Source organism: Vogesella sp. AC12 (genome assembly GCF_024437575.1).
Lineage (GTDB): Bacteria > Pseudomonadota > Gammaproteobacteria > Burkholderiales > Chromobacteriaceae > Vogesella > Vogesella indigofera.
Window position 1 is genome coordinate 85,066 of sequence record NZ_JANFNU010000002.1, and the last position, 19,415, is coordinate 104,480.

Annotated in this window: 15 protein-coding genes and 2 tRNA genes; 12 read left to right on the forward strand and 5 right to left on the reverse strand. The window is 65.1% G+C overall.

What is annotated here, in order from left to right; genetic code table 11:
* From NOM55_RS04220 to NOM55_RS04265, 10 genes are all read left to right on the forward strand, one after another.
* A tRNA-Gln gene (locus tag NOM55_RS04220) sits at nt 1-77 on the forward strand.
* 25 nt (nt 78-102) lie between these two features.
* Nucleotides 103-179: transfer RNA gene (locus tag NOM55_RS04225), tRNA-Gln, on the forward strand.
* Between the two features lie 85 nt (nt 180-264).
* A complete protein-coding gene (locus tag NOM55_RS04230; RefSeq protein WP_120809408.1) occupies nt 265-1,248 on the forward strand; it encodes a ribose-phosphate pyrophosphokinase in 984 nt (327 codons plus the stop codon).
* A gap of 70 nt (nt 1,249-1,318) precedes the next feature.
* The gene (rplY, locus tag NOM55_RS04235) at nt 1,319-1,606 is read left to right on the forward strand and encodes a 50S ribosomal protein L25 (RefSeq protein ID WP_047967957.1); all 288 of its coding nucleotides are present in this window, start codon (nt 1,319-1,321) and stop codon (nt 1,604-1,606) included.
* 89 nt (nt 1,607-1,695) lie between these two features.
* The gene (gene pth / locus NOM55_RS04240; RefSeq protein WP_255907641.1) at nt 1,696-2,277 is read left to right on the forward strand and encodes an aminoacyl-tRNA hydrolase; all 582 of its coding nucleotides are present in this window, start codon (nt 1,696-1,698) and stop codon (nt 2,275-2,277) included.
* Nucleotides 2,278-2,398: 121 nt separating this feature from the next.
* A complete protein-coding gene (gene ychF, locus NOM55_RS04245) occupies nt 2,399-3,490 on the forward strand; it encodes a redox-regulated ATPase YchF (protein ID WP_255907642.1) in 1,092 nt (363 codons plus the stop codon).
* Between the two features lie 14 nt (nt 3,491-3,504).
* Nucleotides 3,505-3,795, forward strand: coding sequence for a hypothetical protein (locus tag NOM55_RS04250; RefSeq protein ID WP_255907643.1), 291 nt, complete (start codon nt 3,505-3,507; stop codon nt 3,793-3,795).
* Nucleotides 3,796-3,798: 3 nt separating this feature from the next.
* Complete coding sequence (locus NOM55_RS04255; protein ID WP_047967960.1) at nt 3,799-4,578, forward strand: transporter substrate-binding domain-containing protein; 780 nt, start codon at nt 3,799-3,801, stop codon at nt 4,576-4,578.
* 84 nt (nt 4,579-4,662) lie between these two features.
* On the forward strand, nt 4,663-5,301 hold the full coding sequence (locus tag NOM55_RS04260) for an amino acid ABC transporter permease (RefSeq protein WP_255907644.1): 639 nt from the start codon (nt 4,663-4,665) through the stop codon (nt 5,299-5,301).
* 16 nt (nt 5,302-5,317) lie between these two features.
* Nucleotides 5,318-6,484 (forward strand): cystathionine gamma-synthase, encoded by a 1,167-nt coding sequence (locus tag NOM55_RS04265; RefSeq protein ID WP_255907645.1) that lies wholly within the window; start codon nt 5,318-5,320, stop codon nt 6,482-6,484.
* Nucleotides 6,485-6,701: 217 nt separating this feature from the next.
* Here the strand turns inward: NOM55_RS04265 and NOM55_RS04270 are convergent, their stop codons facing one another.
* From NOM55_RS04270 to NOM55_RS04280, 3 genes are all read right to left on the reverse strand, one after another.
* Entirely contained in the window at nt 6,702-7,181 is a 480-nt protein-coding gene (locus NOM55_RS04270; protein ID WP_047967962.1) for a heme-binding protein, read from the reverse strand.
* Nucleotides 7,182-7,378: 197 nt separating this feature from the next.
* On the reverse strand, nt 7,379-7,996 hold the full coding sequence (locus NOM55_RS04275) for a response regulator transcription factor (RefSeq protein ID WP_120809402.1): 618 nt from the start codon (nt 7,994-7,996) through the stop codon (nt 7,379-7,381).
* Nucleotides 7,993-9,423, reverse strand: coding sequence for a sensor histidine kinase (locus NOM55_RS04280; RefSeq protein WP_255907646.1), 1,431 nt, complete (start codon nt 9,421-9,423; stop codon nt 7,993-7,995). The genes NOM55_RS04275 and NOM55_RS04280 overlap by 4 nt, the downstream gene beginning before the upstream one ends.
* 149 nt (nt 9,424-9,572) lie before the next feature.
* Here NOM55_RS04280 and NOM55_RS04285 point away from each other — a divergent pair, with 149 nt between their 5' ends.
* Nucleotides 9,573-10,328 (forward strand): ABC transporter substrate-binding protein, encoded by a 756-nt coding sequence (locus tag NOM55_RS04285; RefSeq protein WP_255907647.1) that lies wholly within the window; start codon nt 9,573-9,575, stop codon nt 10,326-10,328.
* Nucleotides 10,329-10,401: 73 nt separating this feature from the next.
* On the opposite strand, the gene NOM55_RS04290 is transcribed toward NOM55_RS04285, so the two are convergent.
* Both NOM55_RS04290 and NOM55_RS04295 read right to left on the reverse strand, forming a co-directional pair.
* On the reverse strand, nt 10,402-12,660 hold the full coding sequence (locus NOM55_RS04290) for an arginine/lysine/ornithine decarboxylase (protein ID WP_120809399.1): 2,259 nt from the start codon (nt 12,658-12,660) through the stop codon (nt 10,402-10,404).
* Between the two features lie 537 nt (nt 12,661-13,197).
* Nucleotides 13,198-14,679 carry a phosphatidylserine/phosphatidylglycerophosphate/cardiolipin synthase family protein gene (locus NOM55_RS04295; RefSeq protein WP_255907648.1) on the reverse strand — a complete coding sequence of 494 codons (1,482 nt, stop codon included), beginning with the start codon at nt 14,677-14,679 and terminating at the stop codon, nt 13,198-13,200.
* Between the two features lie 254 nt (nt 14,680-14,933).
* Between NOM55_RS04295 and gltB the strand changes: the two genes are divergently transcribed.
* Complete coding sequence (gene gltB / locus NOM55_RS04300) at nt 14,934-19,379, forward strand: glutamate synthase large subunit (protein WP_255907649.1); 4,446 nt, start codon at nt 14,934-14,936, stop codon at nt 19,377-19,379.
* Nucleotides 19,380-19,415 lie beyond the last annotated feature (36 nt).

Here is a 19,415-nt window from a genome sequence, read left to right on the forward strand (position 1 = left end):
TGGGGAGTCGCCAAGTTGGTTAAGGCACCGGATTTTGATTCCGGCATGCGAAGGTTCGAATCCTTCCTCCTCAGCCAATACCCTGCACAATTTAAAGAATACTGGGGAGTCGCCAAGTTGGTTAAGGCACCGGATTTTGATTCCGGCATGCGAAGGTTCGAATCCTTCCTCCTCAGCCAGGCTTACGAGAGTAAACTAAGAAAAAAAGCGTGTAAGGCTCCTTACACGCTTTTTCTTTATCTACCGATTTAAGGCAATTCTTTTATGGCTGCATACGATAGTTTGATGGTCTTCACCGGGACGGCAAATCCGGAACTGGCGCAAAACGTGGTCAAGCACCTCGACATTTCGCTGGGACGTGCCGATGTCGGCAAATTCAGCGATGGCGAAGTCGCCGTTGAGCTGCTGGAGAACGTGCGCGGTCGCGACGTGTTCATCCTGCAGTCGACCTGTGCGCCGACCAACGACAACCTGATGGAGATCCTGACCATGGCCGACGCGCTGAAACGCGCCTCCGCCGGTCGTATCACCGCCGCGATTCCGTACTTCGGTTACGCCCGCCAGGATCGTCGTCCGCGCTCTGCCCGGGTGCCGATTACCGCCAAACTGGTGGCCAACATGCTGACCAGCGCCGGTATCGACCGCGTGCTGACCGTTGACCTGCACGCCGACCAGATCCAGGGCTTCTTCGACATGCCGGTGGATAACGTGTATGCCACCCCGGTGCTGCTGAAAGACATCCGCTCGCAGCGCATCGAAGACCTGATCGTGGTCAGCCCGGACGTCGGTGGCGTGGTCCGTGCCCGTGCCGTGGCCAAGGCGCTGAATACCGATCTGGCCATCATCGACAAGCGTCGTCCGAAAGCCAACGTGGCCGAAGTGATGAACATCATCGGTGATGTGCAGGGTCGTACCTGCCTGATCATCGACGACATGATCGACACTGCCAATACGCTGTGCAAGGCCGCTTCCGCGCTGAAAGAGCGTGGTGCCGAGCGCGTACTGGCTTACGCAACCCACGCCATCTTCTCCGGACAGGCCGTGGATCGCATCAACAATTCGGACATCGACCAGGTCGTGATTACCGATACCATTCCGCTGTCGGCGCAAGCCAAGCAGAGCACCCGCATCCGCGTGGTATCGATTGGTGGCCTGATCGCAGAAACCCTGCGTCGCATCAACAACGAAGAATCGGTGTCCTACCTCTTCAATGAGGATCTGGTTTCGTCGGGCGCCTGCCTGCCGTAAACGTTCAGCCCACTGGTCGCGGTGGGCTGGAGATTTAAATCAAGCTGCAAAGCTAACTGGAGTTATTCAAATGGCAATCGAAGTTATCGCTACCAAGCGCGTTCTGGAAGGTACTGGTGCGAGCCGCCGCCTGCGTCGCGCTGGTCAAACCCCTGCTGTTGTTTACGGCGCAGGTAAAGAAGCCGTGTCCATCACCCTGGACCACAACACCATGTACTACGCGCTGAAAACCGAAGCCTTCCACAACGAAGTGCTGGAACTGGTGATCGACGGTCAGAAAGAGCAAGTTAAAGTTGCTGCTTTCCAGAACCACCCGTTCAAGCAACTGGTGCTGCACATCGACTTCGCTCGCGTGTAATGCTTAAGCGCCTCACCGTTTGACGGTGCGGTACGAGGCCCGCTGCTGATACTCTCTGCAGCGGGTTTTTCATTGTTGGGGTCAAGAGAATGTCGGCAATCCGTCTGGTGGTGGGACTGGGAAATCCCGGGCCGGAATACGAAAGAACGCGCCATAACGCAGGCTTCTGGCTGGTGGACGAACTGGCCTGGCAGCACAAGACGCCGCTGCGTGGCGAGGGCAAGTATTTCGGCGAGGTATCGCGCGCCACGTTGGCCACAGGCGATCTGTGGCTGCTAAAACCGATGACCTACATGAACCTGTCCGGCCAGGCGGTGGGCGCGCTGGCGCGTTTCTACAAGATCGCGCCGGAAGAAATCCTGGTGGTGCACGACGAGCTGGACCTGCCGCCGGGCGCGGCGCGGCTGAAGCAGGGCGGTGGCCACGGCGGCCACAACGGGCTGAAGGACATCATCGCCAAGCTCGGTTCGCCCAACTTCTGGCGCCTGCGCCTGGGCATCGGCCATCCCGGCGACCGTAACGAGGTCGCCAACTTCGTGCTGAAAAAGGCGCGCGCCGAAGAGCAGCAGGCGATCGACGACGCCATCGCCAAGGCGCTGCAGGTGATGCCGGACGTGCTGGCCGGCAACAGCGCGGCGGCGATGAAAACGCTGCACACCGCCGCCAAGTAAACGTTGGCCGCAGCCTGCGGCCAAGCCAGAGTGCACAAAAAATGATCGGCCAGGTGGTACAATGCCACCGGTCAATGCCTGCGGCGCCAAGCGCGCAGGCCGGAAAATTCGAGGAATTCCCATGAGTCTGAAATGCGGTATTGTCGGTCTGCCCAACGTCGGCAAGTCCACCCTGTTCAATGCACTGACCAAGGCCGGTATCGAAGCGGCCAACTATCCGTTCTGCACCATCGAGCCGAACGTCGGCATCGTGGAAGTACCGGATCCGCGTCTGGACGAGCTGTGCAAGATCGTCAACCCGCAGAAGACCCAGCCGGCCATTGTCGAATTCGTCGACATCGCCGGTCTGGTGGCTGGCGCCTCCAAGGGCGAGGGCCTCGGCAACAAGTTCCTGGCCAACATCCGTGAGACCGACGCCATCGTCAACGTGGTGCGCTGCTTCGACGACGACAACGTGGTGCACGTTGCCGGTCGTGTCGATCCGATCGCCGACCTGGAAACCATCGGCACCGAACTGGCGCTGGCCGACATGTCGGCGGTGGAAAAGGCGATCATCCGCGACGGCAAGAAGGCCCGCGCCGGCGACAAGGACGCGCAGAAGCTGGTGGCGCTGCTGGAAAAACTGATGCCGCACCTGAACGAAGGCAAGCCGGTACGCAGCATGAAGCTGGACGCGGACGAGATCGCGCTGCTCAAGCCGCTGTGCCTGCTGACCATCAAGCCGGCGATGTATGTCGCCAACGTGGCGGAAGACGGTTTTGACAACAACCCGCACCTGGACAAGCTGAAGGCGCTGGCCGAGGCGGAAGGCGCGCCGGTGGTGGCGCTGTGTGCCGCCATCGAGAGCGAAATCGCTGATCTGGACGATGCCGACAAGGTGGAATTCCTCGCCGACATGGGCCTGGAAGAGCCGGGCCTCAACCGCCTGATCCGTACCGGCTACAAGCTCTTGGGCCTGCAGACCTACTTCACCGCCGGGGTGAAGGAAGTGCGCGCCTGGACCATCCACGTCGGCGATACCGCGCCGCAGGCGGCCGGCGTGATCCACACCGACTTCGAACGCGGCTTCATCCGCGCTCAGACCATCTCCTACGCTGATTTCGTCGCCTACGGCGGCGAAGCCAAGGCCAAGGAAGCCGGCAAGATGCGCGCCGAAGGCAAGGACTACGTGGTACAGGACGGTGACGTGCTGAACTTCCTGTTCAACGTCTAAGCCCGTTCCCGGCCGTGCTGGCCGCGACGGCATCAGCAAGCCCGGCGCCGCCGGGCTTTTTCTTTGCCGGCGGGCTATGGCGCGGCGGGGCCGCCTTGCCGGCGACTGGCAATACTTCCGCGCCAGCGCGCGGGATATTGCGTACAATCGCGCTCTGGATTGCCGCTGACCCGGCACCGCTGTTATCCGCTTTTGGTGATTTCCTTATGCGTTTTCATTCGCTGCCAAGGCTGGAGCAAAGCGGTCGGCTTTGTTATAGTTCTTTCTGTTTTATTGATTTTGAAATCAATATCAAAAAGGAATAAAAAATGAAAAAAGTTCTGCTTACCCTGACGCTGCTGGGCGTTGCGGCCAACGTTTACGCTGCCGACCTGCTGGACACCGTGCAGCAGCGTGGCACGCTGAAGATCGCGCTGGAAGGCACCTATCCGCCGTTCAACTTCAAGGACAAGGACCAGAAGCTGACCGGTTTTGAAGTGGAGCTGGGCGCGGCACTGGCACAGAAGCTGAAGCTGAAGCCGGAGTTCATCACCGGCGAGTGGAGCGGCCTCTTGGCCGGTCTGCAGGGCGGCAAGTTCGACGTGGTGCTGAACCAGGTGTCGATCACCGACAAGCGCAAGGAAGTGTTCGACTTCTCGCAGCCGTACACCATCTCCAGCGCGCAGCTGATCGTGCGCAAGAACGAGAAGCGCAGCTTCAAGAGCCTGGCTGACCTCGCCGGCAAGAAGATGGGCGTGACCCAGGGCAGCAACTACGCCGAGATGGTGAAGGCGCAGGGCGGCATCGAGTCCAAGTTCTACCCGTCGGCACCGGAAATCTTCCAGGATCTGGCCACCGGCCGCATCGACGCCGGCATCAACGACAGCCTGCTGATCCCGTTCGCGATCAAGGAAGCCAAGCTGCCGCTGAAGGCAGGCGCCGCGGTGGGCAGCGCGACGCAGATGGGCATCCCGTTCGCCAAGGGCAATCCGAAGTTCAAGGTGGCGCTGGACGGCGCGCTGAATGCCTTGCACAAGGACGGCAGCTTCAAGAAAATCTCGGTGAAGTGGTTCGGCATCGACGTATCGAAGGCTCCGGGCGCACGCTGAGCGCTGCGGCCAACCTTGACGCCTCCGCCAGTCGCGGAGGCGTTTGTATTTGAAGGATGAATGATGGAATGGCTTGAGTTGGCAATGACCGCCGTCCCGGTGCTGATGACCGGGGTCGGCTATACCTTGCTGTTCGCGGTATCGGCGATGGTGCTGGGCCTGACGCTGGGCTTCGCCGTCGCGCTGGTACGCATCGCGCAGGTGCCGCTGCTGTCGCAGCTGGCGGCGCTGTATGTCAGCCTGATGCGCGGCACGCCGCTGCTGGTGCAGATTTTTGTCATCTACTACGGCCTGCCCAGCGTCGGCATCGAGTTCGAGCCGGTCACCGCCGGCATTCTGGCGCTGACGCTGAACGTGGCCGCCTACCTGTCGGAGAGCCTGCGCGGCGCGATGGCCGGCGTCGAGCGCGGGCAGTGGGACGCGGCGCTGTCGCTGGGACTGGGTTGGTGGCCGGCGGTGCGTTTCGTCATCGCGCCACAGGCGGTGCGGCTGGCGGTGCCCAGCCTCGCCAATAGCCTGATCTCGCTGATCAAGGACACCTCGCTGGTGTCGGTGATCACGGTCTCCGAGCTGATGATGGTGACCAAGGACCTGATCGCGCAGACTTTCCAGCCGCTGCCGCTGTACCTGATGGCGGCGGCGATCTACTGGGTGTTGAGCGCGCTGTTCGAACAGGTGCAGCAACGGGTGGAGCGCCACTTCGGCCGCGCCCACGCCCGCTGACGCGCCCCATGCGGCCATGAGCGAAACGAGGGATACCATGAAATTTGCCACCAAGGCGATCCACGCCGGTTTTGACTACCACCAGCACAACCGCGCGGTGATGCCACCGATCTACCAGACCTCCGCCTTTGCCCACGACGCGGTGGGCGAGTCGCTGGAATTCGCCTATGCCCGCACCGGCACCCCGACACGGGCGGCGCTGGAGGCCAACTTCGCGGCGCTGGAAGACGCGGCGCACGGCCTCGCCTTCGCCAGCGGCATGGCGGCGATCGACGCGGTGCTGCGCGCCACACTCAAGCCCGGCGACGAGGTGATCGCGGTGGCCGACCTGTACGGCGGCGCCTACCGCATCCTCGACAAGGTGCTGGCGGCGCAGGGCATCAAGGTGACCTTTGCCGACCTGTCCGATGCGGCCAACCTTGAGGCCGTCATCAGCAGCAACACCAGGCTGCTGTGGCTGGAGACGCCGACCAACCCGCTGCTGGGCATGGTCGACATCGCCGCGCTGGCGGCGATCGCGCACCGCCACGGAGCGGTGGTGGCGGTGGATAACACCTTCGCCACGCCCTACCTGCAGAACCCGCTGAACCAGGGTGCCGACATCGTGGTGCACTCTGCCACCAAATACCTCGGCGGCCATTCCGACGTGCTGCTGGGGCTGGTGGCGGTCAACGACGCGGCGCTGTTCAAGGCGATCAAGTTCATCCAGAACGCCGCCGGCGCGGTACCGGGGCCGCAGGACTGTTTCCTGACCCTGCGCGGCATCAAGACGCTGGCGCTGCGCATGGAGCGCCACTGCGACAACGCCGAGAAGGTGGCGGCCTTCCTGCAAAACCATCCGGCGATCGACAAGGTGTTCTTCCCCGGCCTGCCCGAACACCCGGGCCACGAGCTGGCCCGCCGCCAGATGCGCCGCTTCGGCGGCATCGTCACCGTCTACCTGAAGGAAGACAGCCGCGCCGCCGCCAGCCGCGTCGCCAGCCGGCTGCAGCTGTTCCTGCTGGCGGAGTCGCTGGGCGGGGTGGAATCGCTGGTCAACCACAGCTACACCATGTCGCACGGCGGCATGCCGCCGGAGCAGAAGGCGGCGCTGGGCATCCGCGAGGGCCAGCTGCGCTTGTCGATTGGTATCGAGGACATCGACGACATCCTCGCCGACCTGGCGCAGGCGCTGGCGGAGTAAGCGTTGCGGCCAACGTTGGCCGCAACGCAGTTGCTGACAAGCCACGCTCCCGGGCGTGGCTTTTTCATGGCCGGCTGGCCGCTGCCTGGCGCTTAGCCGGGCTATGTTTTTGGTGCGGGTATGCCCTGCGGCCAACCCTGGCCGCAACTCAACCTCGGAAAACAAAAGCCACGCTCTTGGGCGTGGCTTTTTTCATGCTGCGAAACGCGGGCTGGGCTTACTTGAACAGCGCGGCGTTGGCGTCGATGGCGGCCAGTGCGCACTGCTCGTCGAGGTGGCCGCCGGGGGCGCCGCCGATGCCGATGGCGCCGATCACCTCGTTACCGGCCTTCAGCGGCACACCGCCGCCCAGCAGCAGGAAGCCGGGGATGTCGGTGAGGTTGGCCGCACCGGGATTCTTCTGCGCGTTTTCCATCATCGCCTGGGTCGGCGCCTTGGCGGAGGCGGAGGTGAACGCCTTGGCACGGCTGGCCTCGATGGTGTGCGGGCCGGCATTGTCGGCGCGGGCGAAGGCTTTCAGGTTGCCGGCGCGGTCGACCACGCTGACGCCGACGTTCCAGCCCTTGGCCTGGCACTGCGCCACCGCGTCGCTGGCCAGCTTCTGCGCATCGGCCAGCGCGATATTGCGTTCGGTTACCGGGGCGGCATGGGCGGCGCTGGCGGCGAGCAGGGTAACGGCGATGAGGGTACGGATCATGATCAAGCTCCTGTGCGGAATGAGTGGGGACGACAGGATCAGCTTAGCTGCTGCGCCGCCGGCGCGATATTCGGTCGATTACGCGGCGGCCTCCGTAGCAGTACGGAGCCGGAGGCTGGCCGCGGCACGAGCGGCGGCGAGCTCAGGGCCGCCCGGCGCGCTTGACGCCGGGGTGCCGCGCATTGCCGGCGCGGTGCTCAGCGCTGCGGCAGCAGCAGCAGGTAGTGGCGGATCAGCTGCGCCAGGGTGTCGACCTCCAGCTTGGCGAACACGTTGGCGCGGTAGGTTTCCACCGTGCGCGGCGACAGCGCCAGCTCGCGTGCGATCTCCTTGTTGGTCATGCCGTCGGCGATGCGCTGCAGCACGTCCAGTTCGCGTCCGGACAGCCGTTGCAGCCGCTGCTGCGCGGCGAGGCTGGCGGCCTGCTTGTCGCGGCGGGCGATGTGCTGGCGCACCGCTTTTTGCACGCTGTCGAGGAACACGTCGTCGTCGACCGGTTTCTGCAGGAATTCCTCGGCGCCGTTCTTGAACGCGCGGCGGCAGAGGTCGACGTTGCCGTGGCCGGTGAGCATGATCACCGGCAGGTCGCTGCCGGCGGCGAGGGTGTCGAGCACGTCCAGCCCGCTGATGCCGGGCATGCGGATGTCGAGCACCACGCAGCCGATGCTGTGGCGGTCGTGCTGCGCGAGGAACTGCTGCGGGCTGGCAAAGCCCTCGGCGCGCAGGCCGACGCTTTTCAGCAGCAGTGCCAGTGCCTCGCGCACCGCGTCGTCGTCGTCGACCAGGTAGATCAGTGGAGAGTGCTGCTGGTTCATGCGTTGTCCTCGTCGGCCAGCGGCAGGCGCAGCGTGAAGCAGGCGCCGCCGGCGGGCAGGTTGGCCGCAGTGAGCTGGCCGTGCAGGCTGTGCGCCAGTGTCTCGCACAGGCTCAGTCCCAGCCCCATGCCGCCGGCTTTGGTGCTGAAAAACGGCTGGAACAGCTGCGGCAGGTCGGCGGCGGCGATGCCGGGGCCGCTGTCGCTGACTTGCAGTCGGTAGCGGCCGGCGTCGCTGTCGGCGCGGATCTCGATGCTGCCGGGCTGGCCGGCCAGCGCGTCGACCGCGTTCTGCAGCAGGTTGTGCACGATCTGCTCCAGCGCCACGCTGTCGGCCAGCGGCCGCCGCCCGCCGCTGGCATCGAGGCAGTGCAGGCGGATGCCCAGCGCCGCCAGCTCGGCCTGGCGCAGGTCCTGCACCGAGGCCAGCAGTGCGGCACTGTCGACGGCGGCCAGTGGCCGCGGCGCCTGCTGCGTCACCAGCGCGCGCAGGCGGGCGATGATGTCGCCGGCGCGCTTGGCCTGCGCCGCGCTGCTGGCCAGCGCCTGGCGCACCGTGTCGCGCTCGTCGTCGTCGTCCAGCAGCCGCTGGCAGGCGCGCAGGTTGGCGAGGATGGCGGTCAGCGGCTGGTTCAGCTCGTGCGCCATGCCGGCGGCCATCTCGCCGAGGGTGCTGAGGCGGCTGACCGCGGCCAACCTTGCCTGTTCCCGCTCGCGCTGCGCCTGTTGCCGCGCCTGGCGGCGGCTGTGCTGCCACGCCAGCAGCAGCGCCAGTGCCGCGCTCGTGGCCAACCAGCTCAGCCACGGCCACTGCGCGATGCCGTAGCGCTGCTGGCTGTGAAAGGTGAACGGCTGCGCGCTGGTCGGCAGCGGCTTGTAGAGCGCCATCGGCCAGCCCCAGTCCGGCATCGGCTGGCTCAGCAGCACGCTGTTGCCGCCGGGCAGTTGCAGCTGCACCCGCTGCAGCGTGGCCGGCCATTCGCTGGCCGCCAGCAGGCGGCGGCTGTCGAGCAGCAGGCTCCAGCCGGACGGTGCCACCAGCCAGTATTGCGCGACCCCGGCGGCCTGGGTCTGGATGCGGCGCTGTTGCCGCGCCCGTGCCAGCGTGGCGGCCAGTGGCGGCGGTGTGCTGCCGCTGCCCAGCCAGCGGCCGTCCTGCCGCAGGCCCAGCGCCAGCAGCTGCGGCATCGCCGGGCGCAGGCCGGCCAGCAGTTCCGCCGCTGGCGGCGGCCGTTGCTGCAGCGCGAGGGTGGCCAGCACCGCCTCGTGCTGCACCATCTTCTGGCTGAGCAGGCGGTGGGCGATGCTGCTGTTCTGCTGGAACAGGCTGCGTTGCTGGCTGAAGCCGGCCAGCAGCAGCACGCCGCCCGCCAGCAGGCTCAGCAGCAGCCAGCTGGCGGGCAGCAGGTAGGGGCGCAGGGGTGTCATGCTGCCATTATGGCATTGCCGCCGGCGGCCGGCGTTCCGTAGCGCTACGGAGCCGGGGCCGGCGCGCGCTGTTGGCGGCCGGCTTGTGCCGCGTGCCGCGGTGGGCTACAACGCAGCAAGAGGCTCCCTTGTCCCGTCGCGGAGGGCTTATGCGGCTTGCGAATGCTCTGTTGCTGGCCTGTTGCTGCCTGCAGCCGCTGCTGGCGGGGGCACATGCCATGCTCAAGGTGGTGACCGAAGACGCGCCGCCGTTCAATTTCATCGTCGGCCAGCGCCTGCAGGGGCCGGCGCCGCGCTTTGTCGAGCAGTTGCTGCGTCATGCCGGGCTGCCGTTCCAGCATCATGTCTATCCGTGGGCGCGCAGCATGGCGCTGGCCAGCCACCAGCCCAACGTGCTGATCTATTCGCTGGCGCGCACCCCGGCGCGCGAGGCGCAGTTCCACTGGCTGGGGCGGCTGGGCTCGGAGCGGGTGGCGCTGTATGCGCTGGTCAGCCGTCGCGACCTGCGTGCCAGCACGCTGGCGGAGGCGGGTCGCCTGCGCATCGGCATCAGCAACCAGGATGTGCGCGGCCAGTGGCTGCGTGAGCAGGGTTTTGCCGAGGCCAGCGCCAACCGTCACGCCGGGCTGGATGTCGCCGACAATATGGAAACCAATCTGCGCCGGCTGCAGCTGGGCTGGATCGATGCGGTGCCGATTTCCGCGGACAGCTTGCAGGCGTATTGCCGCCGCGAGCTGCTGGATTGCCGCCAGTTCCGCCAGCTGCTGCCCTTGCCGCTGACTATGGAGCTGTACCTGGCCGCCAGCCTCGGCACGCCACCGGCGACGCTGGCACGGCTGCGCCACAGCTACCAGGCGCTGCTGCGCGACGGCAGCTTCGCGCGCACCTTTCGCGGCTACCAGTAAGCCCTCTGCGCGGCCATGAAAAATGCGGCCAACCTTGTACAAGGTTGGCCGCATCGTTTGCCAGCGCTCGGGATCAGGCCTTGACGCAATCCACGAAGTAGGTCTTCTTGCCGTCACGGACTTCGGCGATCAGGCCGTGCACGTCGGTCTCGAAGCCGGGGAAGCCGCGGTTGAACTGCTCGGTGAAGCGCAGGTAATCGACGATGGTCTTGTTGAACACTTCGCCCGGGATCAGCAGCGGGATGCCCGGCGGGTACGGGGTCAGCAGTACCGCGGTGATGCGGCCTTCCAGCTGGTCGACCGGCACGCGCTCCACTTCGCGGTGCGCCATCTTGGCAAACGCGTCCGACGGCTTCATGCCCGGCACCATTTCCGACAGGTAGATCTCGGTGGTCAGCCGCGCCACGTTGTGCTCGTGGTAGGCGCGGTGGATCTTCAGGCACAGGTCCTTGAGGCCGACGCGCTCGTACTCCGGATGCTTGGCGATGAAGTCCGGCATGCAGCGCCACAGTGGCTGGTTCTTGTCGAAGTCGTCCTTGAACTGTTGCAGCGCCGCCAGCAGCGTGTTCCAGCGGCCCTTGGTGATGCCGATGGTGAACATGATGAAGAAGCTGTACAGGCCGGTCTTTTCCACCACCACGCCGTGTTCGGCCAGGTACTTGGTCACCATCGACGCCGGGATGCCCAGCTCTTCGAAGCTGCCGTCCACGTTCAGGCCCGGGGTCAGGATGGTGGCCTTGATCGGGTCCAGCAGGTTGAAACCGTCCTCGATGCCGGCAAAGCCGTGCCAGGTTTCGCCGGTTTTCAGCTCCCAGTCCTGCGGGTCGCAGATGCCGTCTTCCGACAGCTTTTCCGGGCCCCACACGCGGAACCACCAGTCCTCGCCGTACTCCTCGTCCACCTTGCGCATCGAGCGGCGGAATTCCAGTGCCTCGGCCAGCGATTCTTCCACCAGCGCCTGGCCGCCCGGCTGTTCCATCATCGCCGCCGCCACGTCGCAGCTGGCGATGATCGCGTACTGCGGGCTGGTGGAGGTGTGCATCAGGTAGGCTTCGTTGAAGCTGTGGGTGTCCAGCTGGCGGTTCTGCGGGTCCTGCACCAGGATCTGCGACGCCTGCGAGATGCCGGCCAGCAGCTTGTGCGTGGATTGCGTCGAGAAGATCATCGACTCCTTGCAGCGCGGACGGCCTTCGCCGATGGCGTGGAAGTCACCGTAGAAGTCGTGGAAGCTGGCGTGCGGCAGCCACGCTTCGTCAAAGTGCAGGGTGTCGACCTCACCGTCCAGAATGCCCTTGATTTCCTCGACGTTGTACATGATGCCGTCGTAGGTGGACTGGGTGATGGTCAGGATGCGCGGCTTGGCGTTCGGGTTCTTGGCCAGTGCCTCGCGGGCGAACGGGTTGGCCGCGATCTTGGCGCGGATCGCGTCCAGCGAGAATTCCGCCTTCGGGATCGGGCCGATGATGCCGTAGTGGTTGCGCGTCGGCATCAGGAATACCGGAATGGCGCCGGTCATCATGATCGCGTGCAGGTTGGACTTGTGGCAGTTGCGGTCGACCAGCACGATGTCGCCGGCGGCGACGGTGCTGTGCCACACGATCTTGTTCGAGGTCGAGGTGCCGTTGGTGACGAAGAAGCAGTGGTCGGAGCTGAAAATGCGCGCCGCATTGCGTTCCGACGCCGCCACCGGGCCGGTGTGGTCCAGCAGCTGGCCGAGTTCTTCCACCGCGTTGCACACGTCGGCGCGCAGCATGTTCTCGCCGAAGAACTGGTGGAACATCTGGCCGACCGGCGATTTCAGGAAGGCCACGCCGCCGGAGTGGCCGGGGCAGTGCCAGGAGTAGGAGCCATCCTGCGCGTAGTTGACCAGCGCGCGGAAGAATGGCGGCGCCAGGGTGTCGAGGTAGCTCTTGGCCTCACGGATGATGTGGCGCGCCACGAATTCCGGGGTGTCCTCGTGCATGTGGATGAAACCATGCAGCTCGCGCAGGATGTCGTTGGGGATGTGGCGCGCGGTGCGCGTCTCGCCGTACAGGTACACCGGGATGTCCGGGTTGCGGCGGCGGATTTCGGCGACAAAACCGTACAGGCCGCCCAGTGCCGAGGTGGCATCTTCGTCGGTCTGGAATTCCTCGTCGTCGATCGACAGGATGAAGCCGGCGGCGCGGCTTTGCTGCTGCGCGAACGAAGTCAGGTCGCCGTAGCTGGTGTAGCCGATCACGTCCATGCCTTCGGCCTGGATGGCGTTGGCCAGCTCGCGGATGCCGGAGCCGCTGGTGTTCTCGCTACGGAAATCTTCGTCGATGATGACGATCGGGAAGTGAAAACGCATACCTGAGTCCTTGTTGCGGTTAACTCGGACACTGCCGTGATGCGCAAGGCGGCTGCAGACGAAGGCTTGGGTCCCCTGCTGCGGGCAGGGGGAATCCCGGGCACCTGTAACGCCTGTTACGGCCTTCGCGGCATGGCCGGAAGTGTCACTCGGTGCGCGTTGGGGCACAGTTCTGTACGTACGACGTGATGCCGCCGCCCTGGATGGCTGGCCTTGAGGCGCGTGGTTTTTCCGTCTTGCCCTCCCGATGGAAATCGGGCGCAAGGCCGGAGCAAAGGGGCGCTTTGCACCGCGGTCCGCACTGGGCAAAGCCTTGCTTTGCCTTCACGTCTGCCGGCTTAGGGTGTTGTCGTCCGGGTGGCCCTGCAAGGTTGGCCGCAACGGAAAACACCTTCGAATAACCCAAGAAAGCGCGCATTGTAGCGGCAATGGCGGCACAGATGTTGCACAGCAGTATCGTGCGCCCGCCGTTGCTGTCATTTCGCGGTAATACTGCTCCGGGCAAGGCTGGCCGGGGCGCGGCGGATGGTCGCAAAATCAAGGCTTAACATCATCGTCCGGCGGCGGCTTGTCCGGCCTGGCGGGCGCGGCGGGGTGTTGTTTTTTTTGCCAGCGCCGGCGGTACAGCGTGGCGGCGCGCAGCAGCACCGAGATGCCGGCAAAACCGAGCAGCAGCGCCAGCGGCAGCGCCGCCAGCCACGGAAACAGCAGCACCAGCAGGGTCAGGCCAAGCAGGGTCAGCGCGATGCTGAGGAAGGAGGCGGCCTCGCTCTGCTCCACGTTGCGGGTGCCGCGCACCGCGGCGCCGACGGCATCGCCGATGCGCAGCGCCTGGCGCGCGGCGGCGGCGGCACCGACCACCGCCTGCTGTCGCACCGGCAGCCGGCGGCGCTCGCCGCGCGCGTGTTTCAGCGCCGGGCGCAGGTGCTGACCGCTGAGCACGATCTCAGTGGCGTTGTCCAGGTCGTGCAGGAAGCGGGTTTCCATCTGCCGCGCCAGCGCCTCGTCCTCGATCGCCAGGTCCAGCTCGCGGTTGGCCAGCCAGCTGGAGACATTGAGATTGGTGGAGCCGATGCGCGCCCAGCGGCTGTCGGCGACTGCGGTCTTGGCGTGGATCATGGTGCCGTCCCACTCGAACACCCGCACCCCGGCGCTGAGCAGCGGCCGGTACAGCGTGCGCGACACGGTGGCGATCCAGCCGATGTCACTGGAGCGCGGCACCAGCAGCCGCACGTCGACACCGTCGCGCGCCGCCTGCTGCAAGGCGGTGAGATAGGTGCTGGTGCCCATGAAGTAGGCATCGGTCAGCCACAGCCGCCGCCGCGCAAAGCCGGCGATCAGCAGATCCAGCCGCATCAGGTTGGCGGTGGCCGGGGTGGTGGCGATCAGGCGCGCGGCGACCTCGCCGTGGCTGCTGCGGTCGGTGGCGACAGGCGGCAGCGCGCCGTCGCCGGCGTGCAGCCAGCTGTCGGCAAAGGCGGTGACGGCATCGTCCAGCAGCGGCCCCCGCAGCCGCAGCCCGGTATCGCGCCAGTCGTTCCAGCGCGAGCTGGCGCACAGCCCGCCGATGAAGGCGGTGTGGCCGTCGACCACGATCAGCTTGCGGTGGTCGCGGCCCAGCAGGCGGAAGCCCTTGCCGAACGATGGCGGCTGCCACACCCGCACCTCGGCGCCTGCCTGCAGCAGCGGCCTGAAAAAGCCGCGGTAGTGTTCGCGCCAGCTGCCCAGCCAGTCGTAGAGCAGGTACACCCTGACGCCTTGCCGTGCCTTGTCCTGCAGCGCGCTGCGCAGCTGGCGGCCGAAATCGTCGTCGGCGAACAGGTACATTTCGACCAGGATGCAGTGTTCGGCGCGAGCGATGGCGTCCAGCCAGGCGGCAAAGTTGGCCGCGGCGTCGAACAGCAGCTCGACACGGTTGCCGGCCACCAGCGGGGCACCGGCCGAGCGTGCCAGCGCCTGCTCCGCCAGCTGGCGGAACAGGCTGGGTGTCGGGGCGGGACGGCCGTCGCGCATGCTCATCGCTTATCCTGTTTTGTATACATTACACAGTAGTTTGTAGGGTGTCAGACGCGGCTTTGTCTGGTCGTGTTTTTGAATGTTGATGTCTCTTAAACATAAACTTTTGTGGTGTTTGCGTTGTATTTTTTTTGCATAAAAACAACTTAAATCATTGATTTTATGTCGATAATGCGTCGCACAAAAAGCGGTTGCAGGTCAGCTATCTTGACCTTAGAATCAATCCATTCGCTACACATTATAATCAGGGACCTAGAATGGACAGACAGCGTTGGTTGGAGGGCACCTTATACAGCCCCGACTTCGAACAAGACAGCTGTGGTTTCGGCTTGATCGCGCAACTGGACGACAAGCCGTCACACTGGCTGGTGAACACCGCCATTTCCTCGCTGGCCAAGCTGACGCACCGCGGTGCCGTCGCCGCCGACGGCAAATCCGGTGACGGTTGTGGCCTGCTGTTTCGCAAGCCGGACGGCTTCCTGCGCGAAGTGGCCGCCGAAGCCGGCATCACCCTCAAGGCAGTGTACGCCGCCGGCCTGGTGTTTGCGCACCCGCAAGAGGGCGAGCGCAGCCGCAACCGGCTGAAGGAGTATCTGGAGCAGCAGGGGCTGGAAGTGGCGGGCTTCCGCGTGGTGCCGATCGATCTGGCTGCCTGTGGTGAGCAGGCGCTGGCGTCGCTGCCGAGCTTCTACCAGGTATTCGTCAACTGTCCGTTCGGCATGGACGAGCTGTCGTTCCAGCGCCGCCTGTACATGGGCCGCCGCCAGGCGGAAAAGGCCAACAAGGCCGACGACCCGTACTTCTACCTGCCGACGCTGTCGCCGCACACGCTGTCGTACAAGGGGCTGGTGACGCCGGACAACCTGCACAAGTTCTACCTCGACCTGTCCGATCCGCGTTTCGAGTCCAGCCTGGCGGTATTCCACCAGCGCTTCTCCACCAACACCTGGCCGCAGTGGAAGCTGGCGCAGCCGTTCCGCTTCCTCGCCCACAACGGCGAGATCAACACCGTGCAGGGCAACCGCCACTGGGCGCGCGCGCGTGAGCGCATCATGTCCTCGCCGCACATCGACATGGACGCCATCCGCCCGATCGTGCAGACCGACGGCTCGGACTCGATGTCGCTGGACAACATGTTGGAAGGCCTGCTGATGGGCGGCATTCCGCTGTTCCGCGCGCTGCGCCTCTTGGTGCCGCCGGCATGGCAGAACGTCGATTCCACCGACAAGGACCTGCGCGCGTTCTACGAATTCAACTCCATGCACATGGAGCCGTGGGACGGCCCGGCCGGTATCGTGCTGACCGACGGCCGCTACGCCGGTTGCATGCTGGACCGTAACGGCCTGCGCCCGGCGCGCTGGGTGCTGACCAAGGACAATATCCTCACCATCGCCTCCGAAGTCGGCGTCTGGGACTACAAGCCGGAAGACGTGGTGAAGAAGGGCCGCGTGAAGCCGGGGCAGTTGTTCGCCGCCGACCTGCAGACCGGCGAGATCCTGTATCCGGAAGACATCGATGCGCAGCTGAAATCCGCCAAGCCGTACCGGCAGTGGATCAAGGACGCCGGCTCGCGTCTGGAACTGTCGATCGAGGACGACGCCGGCCTGGAAGCGTGGCCGAAAGAGCAGCTGCTGACCTACCAGAAGCTGTTCAACATCAGTTTTGAAGAGCGCGACCAGATCCTGCGCGTGCTGGCCGAGGAAGGCCAGGAGGCAGTCGGTTCGATGGGTGACGACACCCCGATGGCGGTGCTGAGCCAGAAGGTACGCTCGCCGTTCGACTACCTGCGCCAGCAGTTCGCGCAGGTGACCAACCCGCCGATCGACCCGATCCGCGAAGCGATCGTGATGTCGCTGAACACCGTGTTCGGCCCCGAGCGCAATATGTTCGAGGAAACCGCCGAGCACGCCAAGCGGCTGGAAGTGCGCAGCCCGGTGCTGTCGCGCGAGAAATTCCTGCGCATCACCACCCGTCCGGAAGCCTACCTGAAGGCCACCACCTTCGACCTGTGCTACGACCCGGCCGAAGGCAATCTGGAGCAGGCGATCCGCAAGCTGTGCGCCCACGTGGTGGAGGCGGTACAGGAAGGCACCGTGATCGTGGTGCTGTCCGATCGCACCATTGCGGCCAACCGTCTGCCTATCCATGCGCTGTTCGCCACCGGTGCCGTGCACCACGCGCTGATCGATGCCGGCCTGCGTTGCAAGTCCAACATCCTGCTGGAAACCGGTACCGTGCGCGACCCGCACCAGATGGCCGCGCTGATCGGCTACGGCGCCACCGCGGTGTACCCGTACCTCGCGTACCAGAGTATTGTCGATCTGGTCGCCACCGGTGACGTCAACCTGCGCATCAACGAAGCACTGCAGCACTACCGCAAGGGCATCAACAAGGGCCTGATGAAGGTGCTGTCCAAGATGGGCATCTCCACCATCGCCAGCTACCGCGGCGCGCAGCTGTTCGAAGGCATCGGCCTGCACGAAGACGTGGTGGCGCTGTGCCTGAAGGGCACCGTGTCGCGCATCTCCGGCGCCAACTTCGACGACTTCGAGGACGACCAGCAGAAGCTGTCCAAGCTGGCCTTCAACCCGATGCGGGCGGTGACGCAGGGCGGCCTGCTCAAGTACGTGCACGGCGAGGAGTACCACGCCTACAACCCGGACGTGGTGATGACGCTGCAAAAGGCGGTGCAGAACACCGACTACGACGCCTACAAGCAGTACGCCGAGCTGGTCAACAACCGTCCGGTGGCGATGTTCCGCGACCTGATGACGCTGAACCTCGACGGCATCACCCCGATTTCCATCGACGAGGTGGAACCGGTGGAAAGCATTCTCAAGCGTTTCGACTCCGCCGGTATGTCGCTGGGCGCGCTGTCGCCGGAAGCGCACGAGGCGATGGCCACCGCGATGAACCGCCTCGGCGGCCGTTCCAACTCCGGTGAGGGCGGCGAAGACCCGTCGCGTTACGGCACCGAGAAGATGTCCAAGATCAAGCAGGTGGCGTCCGGCCGTTTCGGTGTCACCCCGCACTACCTGGTCAACGCCGAAGTGCTGCAGATCAAGGTGGCACAGGGTGCCAAGCCGGGCGAGGGTGGCCAGCTGCCGGGCGACAAGGTATCGCCGCTGATCGCCAAGCTGCGTTGCTCCAAGCCGGGCATCTCGCTGATCTCGCCGCCGCCGCACCACGACATCTACTCGATCGAAGACCTGGCGCAGCTGATTTTCGACCTGAAGCAGGTCAACCCAACCGCGCTGGTGTCGGTGAAGCTGGTGGCCGAGCCGGGTGTCGGCACCATCGCCGCCGGCGTGGCCAAGGCCTACGCCGACCTGATCACCATTTCCGGTTACGACGGTGGTACCGGTGCCAGCCCGCTGGCGTCGGTGAAGTACGCCGGCAGCCCGTGGGAGCTGGGCCTGACCGAGGCGCAGCAGGTGCTGCGCGCCAACGGCCTGCGTGGCCGGGTGCGGGTGCAGACCGACGGCGGCCTGAAGACTGGCCTCGACGTGATCAAGGCCGCGATCATGGGCGCCGAGAGCTTCGGCTTCGGTACCGGCCCGATGGTGGCGCTGGGCTGCAAGTTCCTGCGCATCTGCCACCTGAACAACTGCGCCACCGGCGTGGCGACGCAGGAAGTGAAGCTGCGCTCGAAGTACTTCATCGGCCTGCCGGAAATGGTGATGAACTACTTCCTGTTCATCGCCCAGGAAACCCGCGAGTGGATGGCCAAGCTCGGCGCCCGCAACATGGAAGAGCTGATCGGCCGCATGGAGCTGCTCAACCTGGAGGCCGGCGTCACCGACAAGCAGCACAAGCTGAACCTGGCACCGCTGCTGTCGCAGGGCACGGTGCCGGATGACGTGCCGCGCTTCTGCGTCACCGACTCCAACCCGTCGTTCGACAAGGGCGAGCTGGCGGAGCAGATCCTGAAGGATGCGCTGCCGGCGATCCACAACAAGCAGATGCTGGAACTGCGTTACGACATCGAGAACATCCACCGCTCCATCGGCGCGCGCCTGTCCGGCGAGATCGCCCGTGTGCACGGTGCCGCCGGCCTGCCGTTCGGCTGCCTGAAGGTGAAGTTCAGCGGTTCCGCCGGCCAGAGCTTCGGCGTGTGGAACGCGTCGGGCCTGCACCTGGAGCTGGAAGGCGATGCCAACGACTATGTCGGCAAGGGCATGGCCGGTGGCCGGGTGGTGATCTACCCGCCGAAGGACGCCGCCTACAAGCCGGACGAGTCCATCATCATCGGTAACACCTGCCTGTACGGCGCCACCGGTGGCCAGCTGTTCGCGGCCGGCGTCGCCGGCGAGCGCTTCGGGGTGCGCAACTCCGGCGCGCTGGCGGTGATCGAGGGGGCCGGTGACCACTGCTGCGAGTACATGACCGGCGGCAGCGTCATCGTGCTGGGCGAGACCGGCTACAACTTTGGTGCCGGCATGACCGGTGGCTTCGCCTTCGTGTTCGACCGTGCCGAGAAGTTTGCCTACCGCTACAACAACGAGCTGGTGGACATCAACCTGATCAACGGCGAGGCGATGGGCATGTACCGCGCCTACCTGCTAGAGAAGATCGCCAAGCACGTCGAGCTGACCGGTTCCGAAACCGGGCGCGCGATGCTGGAGAACTTCGACGACTACGTCGACTACTTCTGGCTGGTGAAACCGAAGGCGGCCAAGCTCGACAGCCTGCTGAAAGACTAAGCGACGGGCGGCCTGTCCGCCCCTGGACAAGAAAGA

Bases quoted from the DNA above. Each gene is read 5' to 3' on its own strand.
- NOM55_RS04295 (WP_255907648.1), bottom strand. From the start codon at position 14,679: ATGAGCATGCGCGACGGCCGTCCCGCCCCGACACCCAGCCTGTTCCGC.
- NOM55_RS04280 (WP_255907646.1), bottom strand. From the start codon at position 9,423: ATGACACCCCTGCGCCCCTACCTGCTGCCCGCCAGCTGGCTGCTGCTG.
- NOM55_RS04270 (WP_047967962.1), bottom strand. From the start codon at position 7,181: ATGATCCGTACCCTCATCGCCGTTACCCTGCTCGCCGCCAGCGCCGCC.
- ychF (WP_255907642.1), top strand. From the start codon at position 2,399: ATGAGTCTGAAATGCGGTATTGTCGGTCTGCCCAACGTCGGCAAGTCC.
- pth (WP_255907641.1), top strand. From the start codon at position 1,696: ATGTCGGCAATCCGTCTGGTGGTGGGACTGGGAAATCCCGGGCCGGAA.
- NOM55_RS04265 (WP_255907645.1), top strand. From the start codon at position 5,318: ATGAGCGAAACGAGGGATACCATGAAATTTGCCACCAAGGCGATCCAC.
- NOM55_RS04285 (WP_255907647.1), top strand. From the start codon at position 9,573: ATGCGGCTTGCGAATGCTCTGTTGCTGGCCTGTTGCTGCCTGCAGCCG.
- NOM55_RS04255 (WP_047967960.1), top strand. From the start codon at position 3,799: ATGAAAAAAGTTCTGCTTACCCTGACGCTGCTGGGCGTTGCGGCCAAC.
- rplY (WP_047967957.1), top strand. From the start codon at position 1,319: ATGGCAATCGAAGTTATCGCTACCAAGCGCGTTCTGGAAGGTACTGGT.
- NOM55_RS04290 (WP_120809399.1), bottom strand. From the start codon at position 12,660: ATGCGTTTTCACTTCCCGATCGTCATCATCGACGAAGATTTCCGTAGC.
- NOM55_RS04230 (WP_120809408.1), top strand. From the start codon at position 265: ATGGCTGCATACGATAGTTTGATGGTCTTCACCGGGACGGCAAATCCG.
- NOM55_RS04260 (WP_255907644.1), top strand. From the start codon at position 4,663: ATGACCGCCGTCCCGGTGCTGATGACCGGGGTCGGCTATACCTTGCTG.
- NOM55_RS04275 (WP_120809402.1), bottom strand. From the start codon at position 7,996: ATGAACCAGCAGCACTCTCCACTGATCTACCTGGTCGACGACGACGAC.
- gltB (WP_255907649.1), top strand. From the start codon at position 14,934: ATGGACAGACAGCGTTGGTTGGAGGGCACCTTATACAGCCCCGACTTC.